Raw genomic sequence first — 24,481 nt, 5'->3', positions numbered from 1 at the left:
GGGCCCGGGCGAGGGGATCAGGGCCGGGCGCGGCGGGCCGAGGGCCGGGCGCGGCGGGCCGGGGCGGGGGCCGGCACTCCCTCTGCCGCCTTTGCTCTGCTTCAACCCACGCAACAGTTTCGGGCCGTAAGTGTTGCGTCGGTTGGAGCAGAGCAAAGGGCGCGAGCTGACTACTGGCTCCTCCGCTCGCGAGCCGACGTCGCTGGCGAGCCGCGCGAGCGGACGTCGCCGCGCCCTGCCCCGCGGAGCCAGGTGGCCCGTGGCGCCAGGCGGCCCGCGGAGCCAGGTGGCAGCGGAGCGAGCCCCTCGGCCGCGTCGCTGGCCGTCGGTGCGGTGGCCGCGTTTTTCGGTAACGACGAGTTGCGAAGCGGTTGCCACGTAACGTGAAGTGCAGCCGGTCAACGGCTGACGCCAGACGTGCGCCGGGCCGCCACCGTGGCGGAGCCGCTCGGCCAACTGCCGTGAGTCCGGCGAGATTCCCGACCCGGCGGTGAGCCGGGTATGCGCGGATTCTGCCCAGTAGGCAATGCGACGGTGCGAGGCTCCGGAGAGCTCTGCGCCGCGCACCCGGCCTACTCAGCCGCAGGAGGTGCGGACGATGCCCATGCTCTCGTTACTCGATCCTCGGCACACGGTCGCTCCACCGGGATACAGCCGCTGGCTCATCCCGACCGCAGCGCTGGCCGTACATGTCTGCATCGGGCAGGTCTACGCGACGAGCGTCTACAAGAACTCCCTCATCGCGCACTTCGACACCAGCCAGACGGCGATCGGGGCGATCTTCAGCATCGCCATCGTCATGCTGGGTTCGTCCGCCGCTGTGGGCGGCAGGTGGGTGGAGCGCAACGGACCGCGCCGGGCGATGTTCGTCTCCGCCTGTTTCTGGGCCGCCGGGTTCCTGGTCGGTGCGCTCGGCATCGCGACCCAGCAACTGTGGCTCCTCTACCTCGGGTACGGCGTCATCGGCGGCATCGGGCTCGGCATCGGCTACATCTCGCCGGTCTCCACGCTGATCAAGTGGTTCCCGGACCGGCCCGGCCTCGCGACCGGGCTGGCAATCATGGGTTTCGGCGGCGGCGCCCTGGTCGCCGGCCCGCTCGCGCGCCAACTGCTCTCCCTGTACGACCCCGGCTACAACCCCGCCAATCCGGCTGCGGTGGCGTCCGGGCACGCCCTGGTGGCACTCTTCGTCACGTTCGCCATCGGATACTTCGTGATCATGATGTTCGGGCCGTTCAACGTCCGCGTTCCCGCGCCGGACTGGCGGCCCGCCGGGTTCGACCCCGCGCGCGTCGCCAGCAAGCCGCTGGTGACACGGGCGAGCGTGTCCGCGTCGAACGCCGTGCGCACCCGTACATTCTGGTTGCTGTGGATCGTGCTGTTCTGCAACGTCACCGCGGGCATCGGCATCCTGGAACAGGCCAGCCCGATGATCCAGGACTTCTTCCGGGAAAACGGGGTCAGCGAAGTCTCGGTGTCAGCGGCGGCCGGCTTCGTGGGAGTGCTGTCGTTGTTCAACATGGCCGGGCGGTTCGTCTGGTCGACGACGTCCGACCTCATCGGCCGCAAGCCCATTTACATGGTCTACCTCGGCGTCGGCATGGTGCTCTACGCGCTGCTCGCCGTGGCCGGCCACGCCGCGACGGCGGTCTTCGTGCTGATCGCCGCCGCGATCATCTCGTTCTACGGCGGCGGCTTCTCCACCGCCCCCGCGTACCTGCGGGACCTGTTCGGCACCTTCCAGGTCGGCGCCATCCACGGCCGGCTTCTGACCGCCTGGTCGGCGGCGGGCATCGCCGGGCCGCTGATCGTCAACGGGATCCTCGACGCGCAGGGCAAGCCCGGCACCCTCACCGCGTCGGCGTACCGGCCCGCGCTGTTCACCATGGTCGGCGTCCTCGCCATCGGTTTCATCGCCAACCTGCTGGTCCGTGCCGTGCCGAAACGGTTCCACGAGCCCGACCGGGGGCCAACCTCGCCCGTGGCGCGCGCCACCGTCACCGAGCCGGTAGCCCTCGGTCCGGAAAGCCAACCCTCGGTGCCGAAGCAGGTCGGCAACCAGACCGGTCGGCTCTGGCTGTCGTGGCTGCTCGTCACGGTGCTGCTCGGGTACGGCATCGTCCAGACCGCCATCACCGCCGCGAAGTTGTTCACCGGCTGACGTCATCCGCGCCCGGGGACAGGCTCGCGGAGCGTGCCTGTCCCCGGGCGGTCGAGCGGTGGCCTGCCGGCGCACCGCCGACGCGCCCCGGTCTCGGTTCGGCCACCGATGCGCTCAGTGAGCGCTAATCGCTAACGGCCGGCCGTCGACCCGTCCCGGCCGAGCCGCTCGCGTTGCGGCACGACCGTGTACTTCGGATCGCGCGCGGAAACCCTGCCGGCCTCGAAGACGCCGAACCGGGTGGCGACGGAGGATGCCACGAGGGCCGCGCCGGAGACCGCTGACAGGATTTTGCTGCGCCGGCTGACCAGTGCGGCGGCGGTGCCCACGGCGAGTAGCGCGCGGCCCGCCCGGACCATTCGGCCGCTGCGTCCGTGCGCATAGGGCTCGCCGGTCAGGCCCAGCCGCTCCAACCGGCGACCGCCGACAAGTTCGATGGTCGCGGCGGCCAGGGCGAGCCGCCGTAGCGGGGCGGTCTCCGCGGCCGGCGCCGCGATCAGGCCGACCCCGGACGCGGCGGCGAGAGCGCTGCCCGCGAAGACGAACGGCAACGAGGGGTACGCGTCGTGCCAGGCCGGCACGGCGGTGTCGGCGAGCAGTACCCCGGTGTACGTGGCCAGCGCCGGCGCGGTGGCCGCGGCTGCCAGGCCGGCGACGTCGCCGATGGGGGGCGCCAACCGGCGGGCGAGGCCGAGCGCACCGTGCTGCGGGAGCAGCGGCGCCAGTTCGGCGACCGCCGCCACGCCGGCCATCGGCCCGAATGCGGCGAGGATCCAGGTGCCGACCGACATCGGCGACGTCAGCTTGGCGACCCGGAGCATGTGGTGGAACCGGTCCGGCCGCCCGAGGTCGTGAACCAGCAGGTACGTGCTGGCGGCGACGCCGCCGAGGGCGGCCCAGCGGCCCACCGTACGCAGCCCGGGTCGCCCGGTCAGTTGGGCGCCAGCTCCGATCAGCGCACTTCCGGCGGCGAGGCCGCCGGTGAACAGGTAGCCAGCGATGTCGTGTTTCCACACGGGCGGCTTGAGGACCGGCCGGCCGTAGTAGGAGCTGAAGTCGGCCGGCGGCACGGTGAGCTGCTCGCCGCCGTGGCCCCGCCCTCGACCGGGCGGCATCGCGTCCGTCATGGCCGCCCGCCCAGGAACGCGACCGTCGCGGCGGCGGTCATGACCAGTGCGGCCAGGCCGGCGCGTTTCCACATGGCCGGCAGGTCGCGGGTCGTCACGATCGGGTCCGGTGGCAGCCCGTACACCTCCGGCTCATCCAACAACAGGAAGAACGCACCATCACCACCCACCCCGTCGTTCGGATCATGCCCATACAACCGCGCCTCCGGCACACCCTGCTCATGCAAAGTCGCCACCCGCGCCGCGGCCCGCTCCCGCAACTCGTCCAGAGGCCCGTACTGAATCGACTCCGTCGGACACGCCTGCGCACACGCCGGCGTCATCCCCGCACCAAGCCGGTCATAACACAACGTGCACTTCCACGCCCGACCATCATCCTTACGCTGATCGATCACCCCGTACGGGCACGCGGAAATGCAGTAACCACACCCATTGCAGATGTCCTCCTGCACCACCACCGTGCCGAACTCCGTACGGAACAACGAACCCGTCGGACACACATCCAGACACGCCGCATGCGTGCAGTGCTTGCACACATCCGACATCATCAACCACCGAAAATCCGTCCGCTGCTCCACACCCGTACCCCGACCCGGCGGCTGCGCCCCCGGCATCCCGAGGAACTCCGGCCCGCCCGACATCCGGGCCGCCGCTGCCGGCGAGCCGGGCGGCAGACCCGGAATCGTCCCGGTGTCGGTGCTGGTACGCGCGCCGACCGCCGCCGTCATCGGGCTGATCGACGGCCCGTCCGGATCCTGCTCGAACGCCGGTGTCGCCCAGCCGGCCGAACGGGGCTGCTCGACGAACGCGACGTGCCGCCACGAGTTCGCGGTCAAGGCCCCGGTGTTGTCGTACGACATGCCCAGCAGGTCGAGGCCGCTCTCCGGAACGAGGTTCCATTCCTTACAGGCCACCTCGCAGGCCTTGCAGCCGATGCAGACGCTGGTGTCGGTGAAGAAGCCCATCCGCGGCGGGGCATCGACGTAGCCGGCGTCCGGCGCCGGGTCGAGCGGGCCGTACAGGCTGTTGACATGGGGCATGGTCAGACCTCCGGGTCGCGGCCGCTGTCGGGGGCGTCGGTCGTGACCTGCGGTGGATAGTGCGGGCCGAGATCCCCGGACCGCCGCCGGTAGTCGACGAGGAGGTCCAACAGGTCCTGGCCTCTCGGGCGCCGACCGGGCCGGACGTCGCAGGTGCCGACCTTGCTCTCCTGGATCAGGACGTTGGGGTCGAGGCTGATCCCGAACAGGTCGTTCGCCGAGTCGCCGGTCACCAGGCCCTCGAAGCCGAAGTGGTACGGCAGCCAGAGCTGGTGGATGATGCGGCCGTCCACCCGCAGCGGCGTGAGCCGGTCGGTTACCAGCACCTTTGCCTCGATGGCGGCGCGGGTGCTGATCAGGTGGGCCCAGCCCAGGTGGTTCAGCCCGACCTCGGCGGCCAGCTCCGGGGACACCTCGACGAACATCTCCGGTTGCAGCTCGGCCAGCGGGCGGACCATGCGGCTCATCGCACCCGCGGTGTGGTGTTCGGTGAGTCGGCTGGCCGTGAACACGTACGGGAAGACCTGGCTGTGTGGCTCCGGCGGGCTCGGGTTGAGCGTGTTGATCGGGTGTGTGTAGACCTTGCGGGTCGGGTTGGCCTGCTGCCGGTAGAGCGGATTGCGCACCGGCGACTCGACCGGCTCGTAGTGCGTGGGCAACGGCCCGTCGAGTACGCCGGTGGGCGCGTACAGCCAGCCCTTGCCGTCGCTCTGGAGGACGAACGGGTCGTCGCCGGCGAGCCCCGCCACGCCCGAGGAGCCCGGGGGCGGCCGATAGGAAGGTGGTTTGGTCTTCTCGAAGTCCGGCACGTCGTAGCCGGTCCACTGGGCCTTCTCCGGGTCCCACCAGACGTACTTCTTGCGCTCGCTCCACGGCCTGCCGTCCGGGTCGGCGGACGCCCGGTTGTAGAGGATGCGCCGGTTCGCCGGCCAGGCCCAGCCCCACTCCGCGGCCACCCAGTCCTGCTCGTGGCGGGACTTGCGCCGGGCCGCCTGGTTCACCCCGTCCGCGTACACGCCCGTGTAGATCCAGCACCCACCGGCGGTGGAGCCATCGTCCTTCATCTCGGTGAACGTCGACAGCGGTCGTCCGCTGGCCACCTCGTAACCGTTGATCTCGTACAGCACCGCCTCGGCGCTCGGCTCGGCCGTCGGCCCGTGCGTGGGGTAGCGCCAGTTCAGGTCGAGCAGCGCCCGGTCGCGGGGTCGGGTCGACTTGGCCAACCGTTCCCGGATGATGCGGCCGAGGTGGTAGAAGAACCACAGCTCGGAACGGGCGTCGCCTGGCGGTTCGACGGCCTTCTCCCGCCACTGCAGCAACCGCTGCGTCTGGGTGAAGGTCCCCTCCTTCTCCACATGGGAGGCCGCGGGCAGGAAGAACACTTCGGTGCGGCACTCCTCTGGCACGATCTCGCCGGTCTCGATCTCCGGGGCGTGCTGCCAGAACGTGGCGCTCTCGATCATGAACAGATCCCGGACCACCAGCCAGTCCAGGTTCGCCATACCGAGGCGCTGCGCCCGCCCGTGCGCCGAACCGACCGCCGGGTTCTGCCCCAGCAGGAAGTACCCCTTGACCTTCCCGTCGATCATGTCCAGGACCTGCTGGTACGTGCCGTGATCGCCGGTCATCCGCGGCAGGTAGCCGTAGCAGTAGTCGTTCTCGGCGGTGGCCGCGTCCCCCCAGTACGCCTTGAGGAGGTTCACCCCGTAGGTGCGCGCGTTGCCCCAGAAGCCCTTCTGACCCGGGTGGCGGATGCTTTCCACCCACTCGTCCAGCGTCGGGTGGTCGGCGTGGTGCGGCATCGGCAGGTAACCCGGCAGCAGGTTGAACAGCGTCGGGATGTCCGTCGAGCCCTGGATGCTGGCATGCCCCCGCAGCGCCATCACCCCGCCGCCCGGGCGACCCATGTTGCCCAGGAGCAACTGAATGATCGCGCCCGTGCGGATGTACTGCACGCCCACGCTGTGCTGCGTCCAGCCCACCGAGTACACGAGCATGCCGGTGCGTTCCCGGCCCGAGTTCCGCGTCCAGGCCTGGGCCAGCTCGAGGAACTTCTCCTGGGAGATGCCGCAGACCTGCTCGACCATCTCCGGCGTGTAGCGGGCATAGTGCCGCTTGAGGATCTGGTAGACGCAGCGCGGGTGCTGCAACGTCTCGTCCCGCTCGGTCTGCCCATTCAGCGGCGCGCCGTGCGACTCGTGCTCCAGCCCGGCAGCGGTTTCCCGCTGTGTCTCGGTGTCCCGTGTCGCGGCGTTCTGCCCGTACCCCTCGTACCGCCAGCTCTTCTGGTCGTAGCTGGCGTTCTCCTCCTTGAAGCCGGAGAAGAGGCCGTGCAGATCCTCGGTGTCGAGGTACTCCTCGGTCACGATGGTGGCGGCGTTGGTGTAGGAGACGACGTACTCGCGGAAGTCGAGTTCGTTCTCCAGGATGTAGCGCACCACCCCGCCCAGCAGGGCGATGTCGGTGCCCGCCCGGATCGGCAGGTACGAGTCAGCCAGCGCGCTGGTCCGGGTGAACCGGGGATCGACGTGGAAGACCTTCGCACCCCGGCGCTTGGCCTCCATCACCCACTGGAAGCCCACCGGGTGCGCCTCGGCCATGTTCGAACCCTGAATGATGATCACGTCGGAGTTGGCCAGGTCCTGCTGGAACTGGGTGGCGCCGCCACGACCGAAGCTGGTCCCCAGACCGGGGACGGTGGCGGAGTGTCAAATACGGGCCTGGTTCTCGATCTGGAGCGCCCCCATCGCGGTGAACAACTTCTTGATGAGGTAGTTCTCCTCGTTGTCCAGCGTCGCCCCACCCAGACTGGAGATCCCCAGCGTCCGGTTGAGCGGCCGGCCCTCGCCGTCGACGTCCTCCCACGTCTCGTCCCGGGCGGCCAGCACCCGATCAGCGATCATGTTCATCGCCGTGTCGAGGTCGAGATCCTCCCACTCGGTGCCGTACGGCCGGCGGTAGCGGATCGTCGTCTGGCGCAACGGGCTGGTCACCAGGCTCTTGCTGGCTGAACCCTTCGGACAGAGCCGACCCTGGGAGATCGGGCTGTCCGGGTCGCCTTCGATCTGGGTGACCTGCCCGTCCTTGACGTACACCCGCTGCGCGCAGCCGACGGCGCAGTAGGGACAGACGGACTTGGCCACCGAGTCGGCGGTGTCGGTGCGGGCGGTGAGCGACAGGGAGCGGGCGGACTTGGCCGCGGCGCCCCGGCCCAGCGGGTCGGTGCCGGTGAGCTGACGGTAGAGCGGCCAGCTTTCGACCCAGCGGCGCACTCCCATCACTGCACCTTTCCGACGAAAGCGATAAAAAGTGAACAGACTGACAATAGATGAGCGGCCGACCGGCGCGCAGGGGATCCCGCAGCTGGGTCAGGGGCGGTGGATCGGGGTCTCAAGGTCGGTGAGCGGGCGACCCGAGCCACCCCAGGCCTGAGCGATGATCTCGGCGGCGATCGCCACGGCCGTCTCCTCCGGCGTGCGCGCGCCGAGGTCCAGCCCGATCGGCGAGGAGAGCCGGGCCAGGGCGGCGTCGCTCACGCTCGCCTCGCGCAGCCGTCGCAGCCGGTCCGAGTGCGTACGGCGGCTGCCCATCGCACCGATGTAGCGGGCTGGGGTGTGCAGGGCGACCTCGAGCAGCGGCACGTCGAACTTCGGGTCGTGGGTCAGGACGCAGAGCACCGTGCGGTCGTCGACCGTCGTCGACTCCAGGTACTTGTGCGGCCACTGGACGACGAGGTCGTCGACGTCCGGGAAGCGTGTGCGAGTGGCGAACACCGGGCGGGCGTCGCAGACCGTGACGTGGTAGCCGAGGAACCCGCCGATCCGGGCCATCGCGGCGGCGAAGTCGATCGCGCCGAAAATGATCATCCGGGGTGGGGGCACGTACGACTGGACGAACACGGACACGTCGTCGAGCCGCTCCTCCCCCCGCCGGCCCAGGTGGACCATGCCCGTTGCGCCCAGGGCAAGCATGCCGGCGGCGTGGCGGGCCGCCGCGTCGTCCAGCTCGGACGCGCCGAGGCTGCCCGCGACCCGGTCGGGCCAGACCACCAGCTGCGCGTTCTCGACCGATGCCGTGGCGACCGGCCGGCCGTCCCGGACCGCCGCGAACACCTCGTCGGGCTCGGTCATCGCGACATCCGGCTGGACCAGGATCTCGATCGTGCCGCCGCAGGTCAGGCCGACGTCGAACGCGTCGTCGTCGCTGACGCCATAGGTCTGGGTGCGGGCCTTGCCGGTCTCGACCGCAGCCCGGCAGAGCTCGTAGACGGCGCCCTCGACACACCCGCCCGAGATGCTGCCCAGGACCTCGCCGCCGGCGGAGACGGCCATGGCCGCGCCGGGCTGCCGGGGCGCCGACTGCCAGGTTCGGACGACGGTCGCGACGGCGAACGGAACACCAGCGGCGCGCCAGCCGGTCAGTCCGTCGACGATGTCCCTCATGACCGCACGATCCGCGAGCGTCGGCGGCACCGTCAACGGCGACCTAAGCAACTGCTTAGGTCGCCGTTGACTTCGGCCGGCGCCGGGATGAGATTCTCCGCAACCACGGAGGTGCGACATGCAGGTGCCGGCACCGTTCGAGTACGAGCGAGCCACCAGTGTGGACCATGCCATCGGCCTGCTGGAGCGGCTGGGCAGCACCGCACGGCTGATCGCCGGAGGGCACAGCCTGCTGCCGATGATGAAGCTCCGGCTGGCCAACTTCGACTATCTCATCGACATCAACGACCTGCACCCCGAGCTCGGCTACATCGAAACGGGCCCGAACGAGGTACGGATCGGCGCGCTCACCCGACATCGGGAGCTGCTCGAGTCCGCCCAACTGGCCGCGGCGTTCCCCATCTTCGCCGACGCCGAACGGGTGATCGCGGACCCGGTGGTGCGCAACCGGGGCACGCTGGGCGGCTCGCTCTGCCAGGCCGACCCGTCCGAGGACCTCTCGGCGGTCTGCACGACCCTGGACGCGCGGTGCGTGATCCGCGGCCCGGGTGGCGCAGAACGGGTCGTGTCCATGGAGGAGTTCCACGTCGGGCCGTACGAGACAGCAGTCGGGGACGACGAGATGCTGGTCGAGGTGCGGCTGCCGGTGCGGCCCGGATGCGGCAGCGCGTACCAGAAGGTTGAGCGCCGGGCCGGCGACTGGGCTGTCGTGTCGGCCGGCGCGGCGGTGTGGCTCGACGGCGGCGCGATCGTGGACGCCCGGGTCGGGCTCGCGGCGGTCGGCCCGAACACGACGGGCATCCCGGAGATCTCGGCGGCGCTGCGTGGGCGGGAGCCCTCCGAGAGCCTGTACGAGCAGGCCGGGGCGATCGCCGCGGCCAGCTGCGAGCCGGCGACCGACCAGCGCGGCAGCGCCGACTACAAGCGGCATCTGGCCGCCGAGCTGACCAGACGGACCCTGCGCCGGGCCGTCGAACGGGCGAGGAGTTGAGCATGCAGGTCACGATGACCGTCAACGACGTCGAGGTCACCCGGGAGATCGAGGCCCGGCTGCTGCTGGTGCACTTCCTGCGGGACGTGCTGGGCCTGACCGGCACGCACTGGGGCTGCGACACCAGCAACTGCGGCACCTGCGTGGTCTGGTTGGACGGCGAGCCGGTGAAGTCGTGCACGGTGCTCGCCGCGATGGCCGGCGGCCACCAGGTGCGTACCGTCGAGGGCCTCGCCAAGGGCGCCCAGCTCGACCCGATCCAAGAGGGTTTCATGCAGTGCCACGGCCTGCAGTGCGGCTTCTGCACACCAGGGATGATGATGACCGCCCGAGCGCTGCTCGACCGCAACCCCGACCCGAGCGAGTCGGAGATCCGGGAGGCGATCTCGGGTCAGATCTGCCGGTGCACGGGTTACGCGACCATCGTCCGCTCGGTCCGCTGGGCCGCCGTGGCCGAGGCGCAGGCCGCCGCCCAGGTCGCCGAGACCACCGAATCGAGTGCGGCCGGCGAGATCGCCGACGCCGGCCAGACCGCGGAGGCCGCCGCATGACCACCGTGCACGAGCGCGTGGACACGTTCCACGACAACGACCAGAAACCCGTCGGGTACGGCCGGATGCTGCGCAAGGAGGACCCCCGGTTCCTCCGCGGTCGCGGCCGGTACGTCGACGACGTCCAACTGCCCGGCATGCTGCACCTGGCGATTCTCCGGTCGCCGGTGGCGCACGCCCGGATCCTCAGCATCGACACGAGCGCCGCCGAGGCGTCGCCCGGGGTGATGGCGGTGGTGACCGGGGCGATGCTGGCACAGCAGGGCCTGGCCTGGATGCCGACCCTCTCCAACGACGTGCAGGCCGTGCTCGCCACCGACAAGGTGCGCTTCCAGGGCCAGGAGGTCGCGTTCGTCGTCGCCGAGGACCGCTACGCGGCGCGCGACGCTTTGGAGTTGATCGACGTCGAGTACGACGTCCTCGACCCGGTGATCGACGCCCGCCGGGCGTTGGAGCCGGACGCCCCGCTGATCCGCGACGACCTGGAAGGCAAGACGAACAACCACTGCTTCGACTGGGAGACCGGCGACGCGGCGGCCACCGAGGCGGTGTTCGCACGCGCGGACGTCGTGGTCAGCCAGGATCTCGTCTACCCCCGGGTGCACCCGGCGCCGATGGAGACGTGTGGGGCGGTCGCCGACTTCGACGCCGTCGAGGGCAAGCTGCGGCTCTGGTCCACCACCCAGGCGCCGCACGCGCACCGCACCCTCTACGCCATCGTCGCGGGCCTGCCCGAGCACAAGATCCAGGTGATCGCGCCGGACATCGGCGGCGGATTCGGCAACAAGGTCCCCATCTACCCCGGGTACGTCTGCGCGATCGTCGCCTCGATCGTCACGGGCAAACCGGTGAAGTGGATGGAGGACCGGTCGGAGAACCTGATCAGTACCGGCTTCGCCCGCGACTACATCATGCGCGGTGAGATCGCGGCGACCCGGGACGGCCGGATCCTCGGCATCCGGACCAACGTGCTGGCCGACCACGGCGCGTTCAACGGCACCGCCGCGCCGGTGAAGTACCCGGCCGGCTTCTTCGGAGTCTTCACCGGCAGCTACGACATCGAGGCCGCCTACTGCAGCATGACGGCGGTCTACACCAACAAGGCGCCCGGCGGCGTCGCGTACGCCTGCTCGTTCCGGATCACCGAGGCGGTCTACCTGGTCGAGCGGATCGTCGACTGTCTCGCCGACGAACTGGGCATGGACCCGGCCGAACTGCGGCTGAAGAACTTCATCCAGCCGGAGCAGTTCCCGTACACGACGAAGACCGGCTGGGTGTACGACTCCGGCAACTACGAGCCGACCATGCGGCTCGCGATGGACATGGCCGGCTACGCCGAGCTGCGCCGTGAGCAGGAGGAGAAGCGCGCCCGGGGCGAGCTGATGGGCATCGGCATCGCGTTCTTCACCGAGGCGGTCGGCGCCGGCCCCCGCAAGAACATGGACATTCTCGGGCTGGGCATGGCCGACGGCTGCGAGCTGCGCGTCCACCCGACCGGCAAGGCCGTGGTACGCCTGAGCGTGCAGTCCCAGGGCCAGGGGCACGAGACCACGTTCGCGCAGATCGTCGCCGAGGAGATCGGGATCCCGCCGGCCGACATCGAGGTGCTGCACGGCGACACCGACAACACCCCGTTCGGCCTCGGCACGTACGGCAGCCGCTCGACGCCCGTGTCCGGCGCGGCGGCCGCCCTGGTGGCGCGCAAGGTCCGCGACAAGGCCCGGATCATCGCCTCGGGCATGCTCGAGGTCTCGGTGGCGGACCTGGAGTGGGAGAAGGGCGCGTTCCACGTCAAGGGCGACCCGGGCACGTCCGTCACAATCCAGGACATCGCCATGCGCGCGCACGGCGCGGGTGACCTGCCCGAGGGCATCGAGGGCGGGCTGGAGGCGCAGATCTGCTACAACCCGTCGAACCTGACGTACCCGCACGGCGCGTACATCTGCGTGGTGGACATCGATCCCGGCACCGCGCAGGTGAAGGTGCGACGGTTCATCGCGGTGGACGACTGTGGCACCCGGATCAACCCGATGATCACCGAGGGGCAGGTGCACGGCGGGCTGACCGACGGGGTCGGCATGGCGCTGATGGAGATGATCGCGTTCGACGAGGACGGCAACTGCCTCGGCGCGTCGCTGATGGACTACCTGATCCCGACGTCACTGGAGGTGCCCGACTGGGAGACCGGCTTCACCGTCACCCCGTCGCCGCACCACCCGATCGGCGCGAAGGGCGTCGGCGAGTCGGCGACGGTCGGTTCTCCCCCGGCGATCGTCAACGCGGTCGTGGACGCCCTCAAGCCCTTCGGCGTACGGCACGCCGACATGCCGCTGACGCCGTCGCGGGTCTGGGACGCGATGCGCGGCCAGGCCCGGCCGCCGGTCTGAGGGGCCAGGATGACCACGATCGGGGACCGCGCCCGGGAGCTGACCACCTCCCGCGAGCCGTTCGTGCACGCCACCGTGGTCCGCGCGCAGGAGCCGACGTCGGCCCGGCCGGGCGACGCCGCGGTGATCCGGGCGGACGGCTCGATCGAGGGCTTCGTGGGCGGGGTGTGCGCCGAGAGTTCGGTGCGGGCCGCCGCGCTCGACGCCCTGCGCGACGGCGACGCCCTGCTGCTGCGGGTGCTGCCGGACGGCGCGGCCCCGTTCCCCGAGGCGCCGGGAGCGCGGGTGGTGGTGAACCCGTGCCACTCCGGTGGCGCCGTCGAGATCTTCCTTCGGCCGATGCTGCCGGCCCCAACGCTGCGGGTGGTCGGTGACACGCCGATCGCCGCCGCGGTGGCGACGTTGGCGGCGTTCCTGGACTTCGACGTCGTCACCTCCGACGACCACGCCGGCTGCACCGCCGTCGTGGTTGCCGGGCTGGGCAGGGGCGAGCAGGACGCGATCCGGGCCGCGCTGGACGCCGGCGTGCGGTTCATCGCGCTGGTCGCCAGCCACACACGCGGCGAGGTCGTGCTCGACGAGCTGGGGTTGACCGACCCCGAGCGGGCCCGCGTCCACTCGCCGGCCGGGCTGGACATCGGCGCGCGTACGCCGCCGGAGATCGCGCTGGCCATCATGTCCGAGGTGGTCCGGGCGATCCGGGTGCAGGGTCTGAGCCCGTCCTCCGGTACGCCGGCGGCGAGGCCACAGCAGGCCGTCGACCCGGTGTGCGGGATGACCGTGCTGGTCGGGCCGGAAACGCCGTACGCGCGAGTCGACGGGCAGGACGTCTGGTTCTGCTGCCCCGGCTGCCTCGCGCGTTACACGGCGGCGTAGCCCGTGTTCACGACCGGCCTGGTGCTCGCCGCCGGGGCGTCGGTCCGCCTGGGCGAGGCGAAGCAACTGCTCCCGTACCGGGGGCGAACGCTGCTCGACGCGACCCTTGACCTGGCCCGCTCGTGCGGCTTCGACCAACTGCTCGTGACCCTCGGCGGCGCGGCGAGCGGAATCCGCGACCGGGTGGACCTCACCGGGTGCCAGGTCGTCGAGAACCCGGCGTTCGGCAGCGGCTGCGGGTCGTCGGTCAGCACGGCCGCCCGCGCGGTGGACCCGCGCGCCGACGCGCTCGTGCTGCTCCTCGGCGACCAGCCCGGGGTACGCGCCGCCGACGTCCGTCGGGTCGCCGCGGCGGCCACCCCGCTAGCCGTGAGCCGGTACGCCGACGGGCTGGGCCATCCGTTCCGCTTCGACCGCGAGGTCCTTCCCGAGCTGTACGACCTGCACGGCGACCGGGCCGTGTGGAAGCTGCTGCAGTCCGGTCGCCACCCGGTGACCGAGGTACCCGTCGACGGGCCGGTGCCGATCGACGTGGACACCCGCGCGGACTACGAGCGGCTGCTGGCGGGAGAGCCGTGAAGGACGCGCTGACCGTCCGGCACCGCCTCGACGCCGTCGACTACCTGGTCGACGACGGCATGGCGATGGCCCTGTTCCTGGCGTTGCGGCTCGGCCGGCCGCTGCTGCTGGAGGGCGAACCCGGTGTCGGCAAGACCGCCGCCGCGAAGGCGCTGGCCCGGGCGCTGGAGACACCACTGATCCGGCTGCAGTGCTACGAGGGGCTGACCGCCGGCGAGGCGCTCTACGAGTGGAACTACCAGCGGCAACTGCTGGCGATCCGGCTCGCCGAGGCGCAGCACGCCCGGCTCACCGACGCGGACCTGTTCAGCGCCGAGTTCCTCCAGGAACGGCCGATCCTGCGGGCCGTACGCCATCAGGGACCGGTCCCGCCGGTCCTGCTGATCGACGAGATCGATCGCGCCGACGACGAGTTCGAGGCGCTGCTGTTCGAGTTCCTCGGCGAGGCCGGGGTGACGATCCCCGAACTCGGCACGTTCACCGCTCGTACGCCGCCCGTCGTGGTGCTCACCTCCAACCGCAGCCGGGAACTGCACGACGCGCTGCGTCGCCGCTGCCTGTACCACTGGATCGACTTCCCCGAACCGGACCGGGCCGTGGAGATCGTCCGCCGGGCCGTGCCGGGCGCGACCGAACCGCTGATCCGTACAGCGGTGCAGTTCATCGGCGACGTGCGGGGCCTGGGGTTGGAGAAGGCGCCAGGGATGGCGGAGACCATCGACTGGGTGTCCGCGCTGTCCGTGCTGGGCGCCGCCGACCTGGCCACCGCCGAGGTTTCCCGGACCATCGGCGCCATCGCCAAGACCGCTGACGACCGTGCCGTCGTCGCCGCCGCGCTCGGCCCCCACCAGGAGAGTCAGGTATGAAGATCACCAATGAGTTCGCGGTCGCCGTTCCAATCGAGCGGGCCTGGGCCGTGCTCACCGACCTCGAAGGGATCGCGCCGTGCCTGCCGGGCGCCCAACTGACCGGCGTCGACGGTGACATCTACCGCGGCAGGGTGAAGGTCAAGGTCGGGCCGGTCGTCTCGGAGTTCGCGGGCACCGCGCGGTTCGTCGAGAAGGACGAGGCGGCGTACCGCGGGGTGATCGACGCGAAGGGCCGCGACGCCCGGTCGACGGGGAACGCCTCAGCTCTGGTCACCGCCCACCTCCGGCCGGAGGGCGACCGGACGCTGGTCAGCGTGGACACCGACCTGAAGATCTCGGGGAAGCTGGCCCAGTTCGGCAGCGGCATGATCAAGGAGGTGTCCGGCAAGCTACTGGCCCAGTTCGTCAGCAACCTGGAAGCCACGCTGGCGGCCGAGGAGACGCCGACGGCCGCCGACGGCGCAGCGACCGTGCCGGCACCCCGACCCGAGTCCGAGCACGCCACGTCGACCGCGCAGCCCGAACCCGGCCCCCTCCCGGCCGCGTCCGCCGCAGCGGTCGCGGCCACACCCGTCACCGCCGCCGTCGCGCCCTCGCCGGTCGAGCCGTCGCCGGTCGAGCCGCCACCGCTGGAGCCGTCGGCTGCCGAGCCTTCGACCGGCACCCTGCGCGCCACGCCGGCCGCCGAACCGGAGGCACTCGACCTGCTCAGCATCGCGGGCGGTTCGATCACCAAGCGGCTCGTACCGGTGCTCGTCGGTCTCGTCGCGGTCGGCGCGGTGATCGCCTGGCTGGTCGCGCGCCGGTGAGTCCGGCCCTGCTGCGCGGGATCGACCGGGCCGCGTTCGCGGTGGCGTTCGCCGGCCGGCTGCGGCACGCCGGCGTCCCCGCCGGGCTCACCGACATCGACGACTTCGTCCGGGCGCTCGACGCCAGCCCACCCGACTCGATGTCCACGCTCTACTGGACCGCCCGAATCAGCCTGGTCCGGCGGCACGCCGACCTGGCCGCGTTCGACAGCGTCTTCGCAGCCGTCTTCGCGGACGCGCCACCGCTGCCACCACCGAACCGATCCGCCACGCCGGCGGGCGACCGCGACGACGTACACGTGCCGGTGCCCACCGGCGCTGCCGACGATGGTCCGGGCGGCGGACTGCCGTGGGCGACGCTGCCGCCGGCCGTCGCCGAGTCGGCGGAATGCGACACCGCGCTGCGGCTGCCCGAGCGACGCCCCAGCGCCCTCGCCGGGCTCGCCGACCGGCCGTTCGACGAACTCGACGCCGCGCAGGTCACGCAGCTCGGTGACGCCCTCCGCGCGGCCGTCGACGGCTGGCCGACCCGCCGCGCCCGGCGGCACGCCGTCAGCCCGACCGGACGGCGGATCGCGCTGCGGCCCACGATCACCCGGGCCCGCCGCACCGGGTGGGAACCCGTCCAGGTCGTCCGCGAGCGGCCGGTCCGGCGACCACGCCGGGTCGTGCTGCTCTGCGACGTCAGCGAGTCGATGCGGGCGCAGGCGACCGCGTACCTGCACCTGATGCGGGCGTTCGCGGTCGTCGCCGAGGCGGAGACGTTCGCGTTCGCGACGACGCTGACCCGGCTCACGGTGGTGCTGCGACACACCTCGGCCGCCGAGGCGGTCGCGCGAGCCAGCGCGGCCGTGACCGACCGGTACGGCGGCACCCGGATCGCCACGAACCTGCGCGCCCTGCTCAGCTCCCGGCACGCGGACGCCGTCCGCGGGGCCGTGCTGGTGATCGGCTCGGATGGCTGGGACAGCGACCCGCCCGACGAACTCGCCGCCGTGATGGCCCGACTGCGCCGCCGCGCATACCGGATCGTCTGGTTGAATCCGCGCGCCGGCGCCCCCGGCTTCGCTCCCCGGGCCGGCGGCATGGCCGCCGCGCTCCCCTACTGCGACCGGCTGCTGCCGGCCGGCACGTTCGGGGACCTGCTGCTCGCCGCCCGTCAGCTCCAGAGCGTCACGTGCACCGACGGCTTGAAGTGACCGATGCTGACGCCCGCGCCGCGCATCATCGCCTGAATCGCCCGAGGAGTCGACGAGAACCGCGACAGCTCGGCGGCCGCCGACAGGGGGCCCGGACCGGCCAGCACCTGCGAATGCCACACCGCCTCGACGGTGGCGTGTGGCCCCACCACCTGCTGGAGCTGGCCCTCGCGCACGTCCGGCGCGACGGTGAACGAGAGCGCCGGCGAGACGCCCCTGCCCCGCTTGGCCTCCCCCAGTGCCGCGGCGTGGCTCTGGAAGATCTGCTGCCGGTCGTCGGGCACGGCCAGCCGGCGCAGCATCATGGGGACCGCGCCCAGGTCGGCGGCCGCCGACGGGCCGAGCAGCCAGGTCTGCTCCCGCAACTGCCCCGGGGACGCCGGCACACCGGCCAGCGGATGATCCGGGCCGACCACAAGCACGAGCCGGTAGTTCATCATCGGCCGGCAGGCGATCGCCCCGTCGACGACCGGCGGCTGCGGCCCGACCGCGATGTCCGCGGCCCGGGTCAGCAACAGCGACTCGAACGAGCCCGGGTTGCGCACGCTCAGCTCCACATCGAGGTCGGCGGCCCGCTTCGCGAACAGCTCGATCAGCCCCGGCGCGGCGAACTCGGCGAACAGGCTGGACGCGGCCACCCGCAGCAACCGTCGACCGCGTTTCGCGGCGCTCACCTCGAGCATCGTCCGATCCTGCAGACCCAACAGCTCCGCCGCCCGACTGGCCAGCCGGAGCCCACCCGGGGTGAACGCGAGGCCCGCCGCCGTCTTGCTGAACAGCTTGTCCCCGAACTCCCTGCGCAACTGTGCGACGTGGAGCGACACGGCCGACTCGGACACCTCAAGCTCGGCGGCGGCCTGCTTGACGGACCCCAACCGGACCACGGCGACGTACGCGCGCAGCTGCGTCGGGGTCATCGGCGCCCCACCTCCCCGCCCGATCGCGTGGTTCGGCTCTCCGTCGAGACGAACCACGATCATCCCCCGCCGATGCACCTCGCCACCAGCTCCAGTTCACTTGGCCGCAGCCACGCCCGTGCCGGAGATGCATCAAACGAGACGCTGGATGCGCGCCTTCGGCCGCTCGTTTCTCCGGTGGGCGTGCTTGTGCTGGCGGACCTGCTCGTTCCAGACCTCCTGGTCGTAGTCCGGGTCGGGCGGGATCCACTTGTGCGACCCGTCGCTGTAGTGGAACTTCTCATCGCCTGCCCGCAGGATGCTCACCGCACCCATCCAAGAAACAGCCGGTGCAGCGCGCCGGCCGGTACCCAGGTCAGGTCCGCCGACGCGCGGACCAGTTGAGCACCCAGGTAGAGGGCAAGCGACACCGGCGCCTCCTCGAACTCCGCGCTCAGCTCCCGCCGTCGGATCCGGCACGGCCACGGCGCGTCGCACCCGCCACAGCTCCAGATCGGCAACACCGGGCCGTGCCTGGTCACCGCGAGCCTCCGAGCAGCGACGCTGTGAGCGACCGCGCCTGCCGCCTGATCGCCCACTCCACCTGCCAGAACGGGGACGGAGCCAACAGCGAGCACCACGTCCGGCATCTCGTGCACATCCCGTCGAGCCCGCGAAGATGCACGCTCTTGATGCGCTGTACCCGGTCGTCGTTCACTGCTCCTCCTCTCCCGCCAATGCCCCCGCCTGATCGGGATCCGGTGCCGGACTCGGCAGGGAAGGTCTCCGCCGCACCGGCAGACCCAGCGCCACTTACGCCACGACCACCCGGGCCGGTGCCGCCGTGCCAGGGTCATCGCGACTGCGATCAGGTACTGGTCGTAGGAGACTCGTCGCCACGGCGGTGAGCTGTCCCCCATCGCTGTCTCCCTTCGGCGGGCAGCACGACATGGCCGACACCCTCGGACGGGACCGGTTACGGAACGTTCGGTAACTACGACGCTACGATCACGACGGCGGCCGTTGAACTCACCACCAGTACGAGTGACCAGGCCAGACCCTGCTCACCGACGGTCGGTCGGAGGCAGAACGTCGACCACCGGTCAACGTAGGGGTGTCGGATGGCCAGTCAGGGGCGCTCGCGCTGTCATCGAGGTGGCGTGACCGGGTACCTGCTGAAACTGCTCCGTGAGTTCATCCCGCTGACTCAGGAGCAACTTGCGATCGAGCTGGGCGTAGACCGGGCCACGGTCCAGAGTTGGGAATCGGGACGCCGGCCCTTCACTGCGGTCGCATTCGGCCAAGCGATCGCTACCCGACAGAAGCTGGCGATGCTCGGCGCGAATGCCCTTCTGCTGGCCGCTCTCGACGACGCCGCAGAGGCGGACGTCACCCTCGCTGCGGTACTTGACGCAAAGGTCGAACGGACCGATGTCACCGAGCAGCCGTTGGGCTGGTCAGTGCTCACCCATCGTCTGACCGACCTGATCCTCTGGGCCGTCCTCGGACAACCACCCACGTTCCTGAAAAGGCTCGCGATCTACGGCCCCCGCCGCGGACCCGTGTCCTCCGGCCCGCTGCTACTCGCCGACGAGCGGGCCGCGTTCTTCACACAACTCCACGTGCTCGCTGACCGCGCTGCCAGTCGACGGAACCCGGACGTCCTTCTGCACCGGCAAGCCTGCATCCTCGCCGGCACGGACCCCACCGGAGCATCCGCCCAATGGCTTGCACAGAACAGTGTCAGAAGCACCCATCGCGCAGCCGTCTTCCACACCTGGTCACCGCTGTGGACCGACGCCCGCTCCGTAGCGACCTCCCTCGCCAACCAGGGCGACCCGGAACCGCTCCGAGACTTCATCGCACGCGCCCACCCGGACGACGCCTGCGAGCGGGCCGCTCTCAACTACTCGGCCTACTGGGTCGGCGAAATCCCATACCGCCAGCGCGACGACTCCTTCATGCCCGCCGCCCACTCCGACTGGCGGGGCTCCCGCCTCCTCCGACACCCGTTCGAACGCCTCGACGGAGGGCATCCCTTCGTGGACCTCAACATCCACAACACGTGGGCCCTACTCACCGCACGACGCGGCCTCGCCCTCGACGACCCAACCATCGGAAACGCACTCGCCGACCGTAGCGCCAGTCTTCTCGACGGTGACGCGGTCTCAGAGCAGTCCCGGAGGAAACTGGCGTCTATCGTCTACAGCCTGCGCACCGACGGACTCACCGGCACAGGGACGGGCAGATGACTGACGACCACGACGCCGCAGGCGCGATGAGCTTCATCTTCGAAGCGGGCGTCCTCAAACGCGCCGCACGCACCGGATGGTGGTTCGCCGGCGTCAAGGACCCCGAGTCGATCGCCGACCACTCGTTCCGGACCGCTCTGATCGGGATCATGCTCGCTGCCATGGAAGGCGCCGACCCCGCCCGGGTGTCGATGATGTGCGTCCTGCATGACACCCAGGAGTCCCGGATCACCGACATCCCGCATATCGCCAAGCGCTACCTCACCGCCGTACCCAACACCGCCGTGACCGCCGACCAAGTCGCCGCCTGCCCACCAGCCGTCGCCGACGCCATCACCACTGCCGTCACCGAGTACGAGGCCGGCGAGAGCTTGGAAGCCGTCGTCGCCCGCGACGCCGACAAACTGGAATGCCTCGTGCAAGCCGTCGAGTACCGCCACCAAGGCATCGACAACGTCCAGCGCTGGATCGACAGTTCACGAGCGGCCCTCAAGACCGCCTCCGCGCACCGCCTCGCCGACGCCGCCCTCGCGGGACAGCCACTCGCCTGGCTCACCCCGCCGCCGTCGACAACTTAGGACATCGGCCGTACGGAATCGGCTTGCCTGCTCCGGGATGCTTGCCTACCGTCGTGGGGCACCTCCCGGTGCGCAGGCAACGGCTACTTCCTCTCTAAGAGGGGAGACGTGGGTTCGAATCCCACCGCCACTTTGGGTGGCGTCGACCAGCGGCCCAGGTCACCTTGGCCCGCAAGGGCCGGTCGCCGTCGCCGCTCCGATCTCGGGAGGTGCGCTCACGCCGCACGCCCGGTGCGACGGACACGGCTACTTCTGGTGAAGGCCCTGCAAGGGCCTCGCGGTTCGAACCCGCAAACGCCGTGTCCACTTATGATCTCAGGCGTGTGGCGTGACCACATCCCATCGCCTAAAGATCGCAAACTCCGTTGCCCGGCCAGCGCCGCCGCCGCTACGGTCGTGACCGCACTTCCCGGTGCATAGGCGACGGTTACATCTGGTGGGGGTTCACGCCCCGGCGAAGGACCGCCCGTCGTCGACCTCGATCTCGGGGGCGCGCGACCACGCCACACACCCGGTGCGCAGGCAACGGTTACTTCAGGGTTCCGCAGATGGGGGTTCGAGTCCCTCGCCGCCTTCGGGTGGATGGTTCAACGGACAGAACGGCGGACTAGTCCGTGGCCGATTCTGATCTCGGGTGTGCAGTGCGGTCGTGCCTTCCCGGCCGACCGACGTGGGGGACGTCATGGCCAAGTTCAACATCAAGCTGCGCAAGAGCCGACACCAGCCGACGACCGCCGAGGGCGCGCGGGGCTTCACCCGTGAGCCGCGCACCGAGCTGTTCCTGCTCGGTGTGTCGAACATGGTCGGCGAGGACACGTTCTACGAGGGCGCCACGGACCGGGACGCTCGCTTCCGGGACCTGGTCGCCGCCGTGGCCGTCGCCGATCCCGACTGGTTCTCCCGTTTCGTGCCGTGGCTCCGGTCCGGCGCGATGATGCGCTCGGCGTCCGTGGTGGCGGCTCTGGAGGGCGCTCGCGCCCAAGTTGCCGCAGAGATTCCGGGTTCGCGGGCGGTCGTGGACGCCGCGTTGCAGCGTGCGGACGAGCCGGGAGAGGCTCTAGCGTACTGGCTGGCTCGCCATGGCCGGGCTCTGCCGAAGCCGGTGAAGCGGGGCATCGCCGACGCGGCGGTCCGGCTGTACACCGAGCGGAGTCTGCTCAAGTACGACTCCGTCGGGAGCCAGGTGCGCTTCGGTGACGTCATCGACCTGACCCACCCCACCGCGAAGGACGAGCGGCAGGGTGACCTGTTCCGGCACGCGCTGGATCGACGTCACCGGCGTAACAACCCGCTGCCGGCGTCGCTGCGGATGCTGGCGGCGCGGGACGCGCTCATGGCGTTGCCGGTCGAGCAGCGCCGGGAGGTCACCGATCCAGCGGTGCTGGGCGCGGCCGGTATGACGTGGGAGGCCCTGGCCGGCTGGCGACAGGGCGCGATGGACGCCGCGGCGTGGGAGTCCGTCATCCCGACCATGGGCTACCTGGCGTTGCTGCGCAACCTGCGCAACTTCGACCAGGCCGGAGTCGGCGACGCCGTCGCGGAGACGGTGGCGGCCAAGCTCTCCGACCCGGGCGAGGTCGCCAGCTCGCAGGTGTTGCCGATGCGTTTCCTGTCGGCGTACAACGCGGCACCGAGCCTGCGGTGGGCGTACCCGCTGGAGAAGGCGTTGCAGCACGCCCTGGTGAACGTGCCGGCTCTGGACGGGCGGACCCTGATCCTCATCGACACGTCCGGTTCGATGCAGAGTTCGTTCAGCAAGGACGGCGCGCTGCGCTGCTGGGACGCCGCCACGGTGTTCGGCCTCGCGCTGGCCGCCCGGGGGCGGGCGGCGACGGTGGTGTCGTTCTCCAATGCCAGCCGGGTGTTCCCGGTGGTGGCGGGCGAGTCGGTACTGGCGGCGGTGCGCCGGTTCAAGGACGGCGGCTACTTCTACGGCATGGGAACGGACACCGAGAAGGCGGTACGCGGGCACTACGACGGGCACGACCGGGTGGTCATCCTCACCGACGAGCAGGCCCACTGGCACGGTGCGGCGGACGTCACCGCGGCGGTGCCCGCAGCGGTGCCGGTGTACACCTGGAACCTGGCTGGTTACCGGGTCGGGCACACGCCGACCGTTGGCAACCGACACACGTTCGGCGGTCTGTCCGACGCCGCGTTCGCGATGATCCCGCTCATCGAGGCCGGCTCCCGCAACCGGTGGCCCTTCTGATCCCCGCTGCGGGGCTGGAACTGCCCCGCGGCGGGGTCGGCCGCCGCTCGCCCCGTCGACCGTTCAGCGGCGGGATCGGCCTCGACGCACCGCCCAGATTCCAGCGACGATCGCCGCCGCCGTCGGCAGGAGGCAGCAGAGGGTCAGGATGGACAGGTGCCACGGCTTGATCGCTCCCACGGCTGTGAGGGTAGGCATCGTTGACCACCACCGCTGCCCCGGCAGGGCCGAGCATGCTGTCACCGGAGCCGGCAGGCCGCGAGCAGGGCTGCTCAGATGGTGTGCACCAGCCGGAAGCGCTGGGTCACCACCAGGGTGTCGTCGTCGACCGTGAAGCCCGGGTCGCCCAACTCCTCGCGCACCTCCGCGCTGTGCCAGAACGTCTCGTGCCCCGCTCGCCACTGCGCCACCGACTCGTCGCCCTCGCCCTCGTCCAAGGCGTGTTGCAGGTCGACGTCGGCGAGCCGGAGCACCCGCACCTCGGTCAGCTCGATCACCGCGACCCGTCGGTCGTCGGAGTCCACCACCGCAGATCGCTGGCCAGCCTCGGGCAGCGGCTCATTCGCGCGCTCGTATCCGACCAACAGGGCCGACGTCGAGGTCTTCGCGCCGGACAGGATCGCGGCCACCAGCTTGTCCCTCAGCGGCCCGGGGAACGCGAACTCGGCACGCGGCAGATCATCGACGACGCCCATGCGGGGAGGGTACGCGGAACAACGAGCCGCGAGTGACTCTCGCTTCATGCACACGCGCACGGCGGCGATCACCTACGATCTAGCCCCATGCGTCGAGTCGCGCCGATACTGGCATTTGTGCTTCTGCTGGCTCTGACCGCCTGCACCTCGGAGCCGGAGGAGATCGGACGCAGCACGTTGGCCGTCTTCCTGGACAACGACGTGACGGCAGCGAAGAAGGATGCTGTGGAGCAGCGTCTACGGTCGATGCCCAGTGTCGAGGACGTCGCCCTCGAAACCCGCGAGCAGGCGTACGAGAGCTTGAAGGAGTCGCTGAAGGACAGCCCTGACCTGCTGGCGGATCTGAGGCCGGAGATTTTGCCGGAGTCGTTTCGCGCCATCGTCACCGATGCCTCGCTCGCCGAGGCGGTCGAGCTGGTGATGGCTGAGGTTGACGGCGTCGAGGACGTGGCGCTCAGGATCGCAGAGACCGACGACCCTCTTCCGTCGCACATCGGGGTCATCGTCCGGCTGGAGTCGGGGGTGACCGGCGAGCAACGAGCCGCCGTGGAGAAAGCCGTCCGTGCGCTGCCGCACGCGGAGTCGGTTGCGTTCGAGGACCGCGACGCCGCGTACGAGCGCCTGCGCAAGCAATGCCGGGGCAAGGATGAGTTGGCCGCGCAGCTCGACCCACAGATGACGCGCGCGTCGTTACGCTTCCGGGCGCCCCTGGAACCGAAGGGACCGGGGCTGTCCGAGCTTCTGAAGCTCGACGGGGTCGATGTTGTGCGGCTGGTCCCGGTGACGATGGTGTAGGTGCGTTCTTCCCGCCGAATCG

General features: G+C 70.7%; 21 protein-coding genes. 13 read left to right on the top strand and 8 right to left on the bottom strand.

What is annotated here, in order from left to right:
* Positions 1-604: 604 nt before the first annotated feature.
* Positions 605-2,161, top strand: coding sequence for an OFA family MFS transporter (locus ACWD6N_RS24555; protein WP_354962594.1), 1,557 nt, complete (start codon positions 605-607; stop codon positions 2,159-2,161).
* 131 nt (positions 2,162-2,292) lie between these two features.
* On the opposite strand, the gene nrfD is transcribed toward ACWD6N_RS24555, so the two are convergent.
* The 4 genes from nrfD to ACWD6N_RS24535 form a co-directional block, all read right to left on the bottom strand.
* A complete protein-coding gene (gene nrfD / locus ACWD6N_RS24550) occupies positions 2,293-3,288 on the bottom strand; it encodes an NrfD/PsrC family molybdoenzyme membrane anchor subunit (protein WP_354962524.1) in 996 nt (331 codons plus the stop codon).
* Positions 3,285-4,328, bottom strand: coding sequence for a 4Fe-4S dicluster domain-containing protein (locus tag ACWD6N_RS24545; protein WP_354962525.1), 1,044 nt, complete (start codon positions 4,326-4,328; stop codon positions 3,285-3,287). Before ACWD6N_RS24545 ends, nrfD begins: the two co-directional genes overlap by 4 nt.
* A gap of 2 nt (positions 4,329-4,330) precedes the next feature.
* Positions 4,331-7,606, bottom strand: a complete 3,276-nt coding sequence (gene fdh / locus ACWD6N_RS24540; RefSeq protein WP_354962526.1) for a formate dehydrogenase — start codon at positions 7,604-7,606, stop codon at positions 4,331-4,333.
* 90 nt (positions 7,607-7,696) lie between these two features.
* The gene (locus tag ACWD6N_RS24535; RefSeq protein WP_450005183.1) at positions 7,697-8,770 is read right to left on the bottom strand and encodes an XdhC family protein; all 1,074 of its coding nucleotides are present in this window, start codon (positions 8,768-8,770) and stop codon (positions 7,697-7,699) included.
* Between the two features lie 118 nt (positions 8,771-8,888).
* Between ACWD6N_RS24535 and ACWD6N_RS24530 the strand changes: the two genes are divergently transcribed.
* From ACWD6N_RS24530 to ACWD6N_RS24495, 8 genes are read left to right on the top strand one after another with little or no spacing between them, the layout of a single operon-like run.
* On the top strand, positions 8,889-9,761 hold the full coding sequence (locus tag ACWD6N_RS24530) for an FAD binding domain-containing protein (protein ID WP_354962528.1): 873 nt from the start codon (positions 8,889-8,891) through the stop codon (positions 9,759-9,761).
* Positions 9,762-9,763: 2 nt separating this feature from the next.
* A complete protein-coding gene (locus ACWD6N_RS24525; RefSeq protein ID WP_354962529.1) occupies positions 9,764-10,312 on the top strand; it encodes a (2Fe-2S)-binding protein in 549 nt (182 codons plus the stop codon).
* Entirely contained in the window at positions 10,309-12,699 is a 2,391-nt protein-coding gene (locus ACWD6N_RS24520) for an aerobic carbon-monoxide dehydrogenase large subunit (protein WP_450005182.1), read from the top strand. Before ACWD6N_RS24525 ends, ACWD6N_RS24520 begins: the two co-directional genes overlap by 4 nt.
* Positions 12,700-12,708: 9 nt before the next feature.
* Positions 12,709-13,575, top strand: coding sequence for an XdhC family protein (locus ACWD6N_RS24515; RefSeq protein ID WP_354962531.1), 867 nt, complete (start codon positions 12,709-12,711; stop codon positions 13,573-13,575).
* A 3-nt stretch (positions 13,576-13,578) separates the two neighbouring features.
* Positions 13,579-14,154 (top strand): nucleotidyltransferase family protein, encoded by a 576-nt coding sequence (locus tag ACWD6N_RS24510; protein ID WP_354962532.1) that lies wholly within the window; start codon positions 13,579-13,581, stop codon positions 14,152-14,154.
* The gene (locus tag ACWD6N_RS24505; RefSeq protein WP_354962533.1) at positions 14,151-15,020 is read left to right on the top strand and encodes an AAA family ATPase; all 870 of its coding nucleotides are present in this window, start codon (positions 14,151-14,153) and stop codon (positions 15,018-15,020) included. Before ACWD6N_RS24510 ends, ACWD6N_RS24505 begins: the two co-directional genes overlap by 4 nt.
* Positions 15,017-15,832: an SRPBCC family protein gene (locus tag ACWD6N_RS24500; protein ID WP_354962534.1), complete on the top strand. Its 816-nt coding sequence runs from the start codon at positions 15,017-15,019 to the stop codon at positions 15,830-15,832. The genes ACWD6N_RS24505 and ACWD6N_RS24500 overlap by 4 nt, the downstream gene beginning before the upstream one ends.
* Positions 15,829-17,031 carry a vWA domain-containing protein gene (locus tag ACWD6N_RS24495; RefSeq protein WP_354962535.1) on the top strand — a complete coding sequence of 401 codons (1,203 nt, stop codon included), beginning with the start codon at positions 15,829-15,831 and terminating at the stop codon, positions 17,029-17,031. Before ACWD6N_RS24500 ends, ACWD6N_RS24495 begins: the two co-directional genes overlap by 4 nt.
* On the opposite strand, the gene ACWD6N_RS24490 is transcribed toward ACWD6N_RS24495, so the two are convergent.
* From ACWD6N_RS24490 to ACWD6N_RS24480, 3 genes are all read right to left on the bottom strand, one after another.
* The gene (locus ACWD6N_RS24490) at positions 16,992-17,948 is read right to left on the bottom strand and encodes a LysR family transcriptional regulator (protein WP_354962536.1); all 957 of its coding nucleotides are present in this window, start codon (positions 17,946-17,948) and stop codon (positions 16,992-16,994) included. The two genes, ACWD6N_RS24495 and ACWD6N_RS24490, sit on opposite strands and share 40 nt — an antisense overlap.
* A gap of 132 nt (positions 17,949-18,080) precedes the next feature.
* On the bottom strand, positions 18,081-18,254 hold the full coding sequence (locus ACWD6N_RS24485; protein ID WP_354962537.1) for a hypothetical protein: 174 nt from the start codon (positions 18,252-18,254) through the stop codon (positions 18,081-18,083).
* Positions 18,251-18,469 carry a hypothetical protein gene (locus ACWD6N_RS24480; protein ID WP_354962538.1) on the bottom strand — a complete coding sequence of 73 codons (219 nt, stop codon included), beginning with the start codon at positions 18,467-18,469 and terminating at the stop codon, positions 18,251-18,253. Before ACWD6N_RS24480 ends, ACWD6N_RS24485 begins: the two co-directional genes overlap by 4 nt.
* 579 nt (positions 18,470-19,048) lie before the next feature.
* Here ACWD6N_RS24480 and ACWD6N_RS24475 point away from each other — a divergent pair.
* The 3 genes from ACWD6N_RS24475 (at position 19,049) to ACWD6N_RS24465 (ending at position 22,969) form a co-directional block, all read left to right on the top strand.
* Positions 19,049-20,179, top strand: coding sequence for a helix-turn-helix transcriptional regulator (locus tag ACWD6N_RS24475; RefSeq protein WP_387322142.1), 1,131 nt, complete (start codon positions 19,049-19,051; stop codon positions 20,177-20,179).
* Positions 20,176-20,757 carry an HD domain-containing protein gene (locus ACWD6N_RS24470; protein WP_354962540.1) on the top strand — a complete coding sequence of 194 codons (582 nt, stop codon included), beginning with the start codon at positions 20,176-20,178 and terminating at the stop codon, positions 20,755-20,757. The genes ACWD6N_RS24475 and ACWD6N_RS24470 overlap by 4 nt, the downstream gene beginning before the upstream one ends.
* A 649-nt stretch (positions 20,758-21,406) precedes the next feature.
* Positions 21,407-22,969 carry a TROVE domain-containing protein gene (locus ACWD6N_RS24465; protein ID WP_387322139.1) on the top strand — a complete coding sequence of 521 codons (1,563 nt, stop codon included), beginning with the start codon at positions 21,407-21,409 and terminating at the stop codon, positions 22,967-22,969.
* 272 nt (positions 22,970-23,241) lie between these two features.
* On the opposite strand, the gene ACWD6N_RS24460 is transcribed toward ACWD6N_RS24465, so the two are convergent.
* Positions 23,242-23,664, bottom strand: a complete 423-nt coding sequence (locus ACWD6N_RS24460) for an ASCH domain-containing protein (protein ID WP_354962542.1) — start codon at positions 23,662-23,664, stop codon at positions 23,242-23,244.
* A gap of 87 nt (positions 23,665-23,751) precedes the next feature.
* On the opposite strand from ACWD6N_RS24460, the gene ACWD6N_RS24455 reads away from it, so the two are divergent.
* On the top strand, positions 23,752-24,459 hold the full coding sequence (locus ACWD6N_RS24455; protein ID WP_354962543.1) for a permease-like cell division protein FtsX: 708 nt from the start codon (positions 23,752-23,754) through the stop codon (positions 24,457-24,459).
* The last annotated feature ends 22 nt before the right edge of the window (positions 24,460-24,481 follow it).

Source organism: Micromonospora sp. NPDC005163, assembly GCF_053599835.1.
The sequence above is the reverse complement of the archived record's forward strand: the minus strand, read 5'-3'. Positions and strand labels throughout refer to the sequence as shown.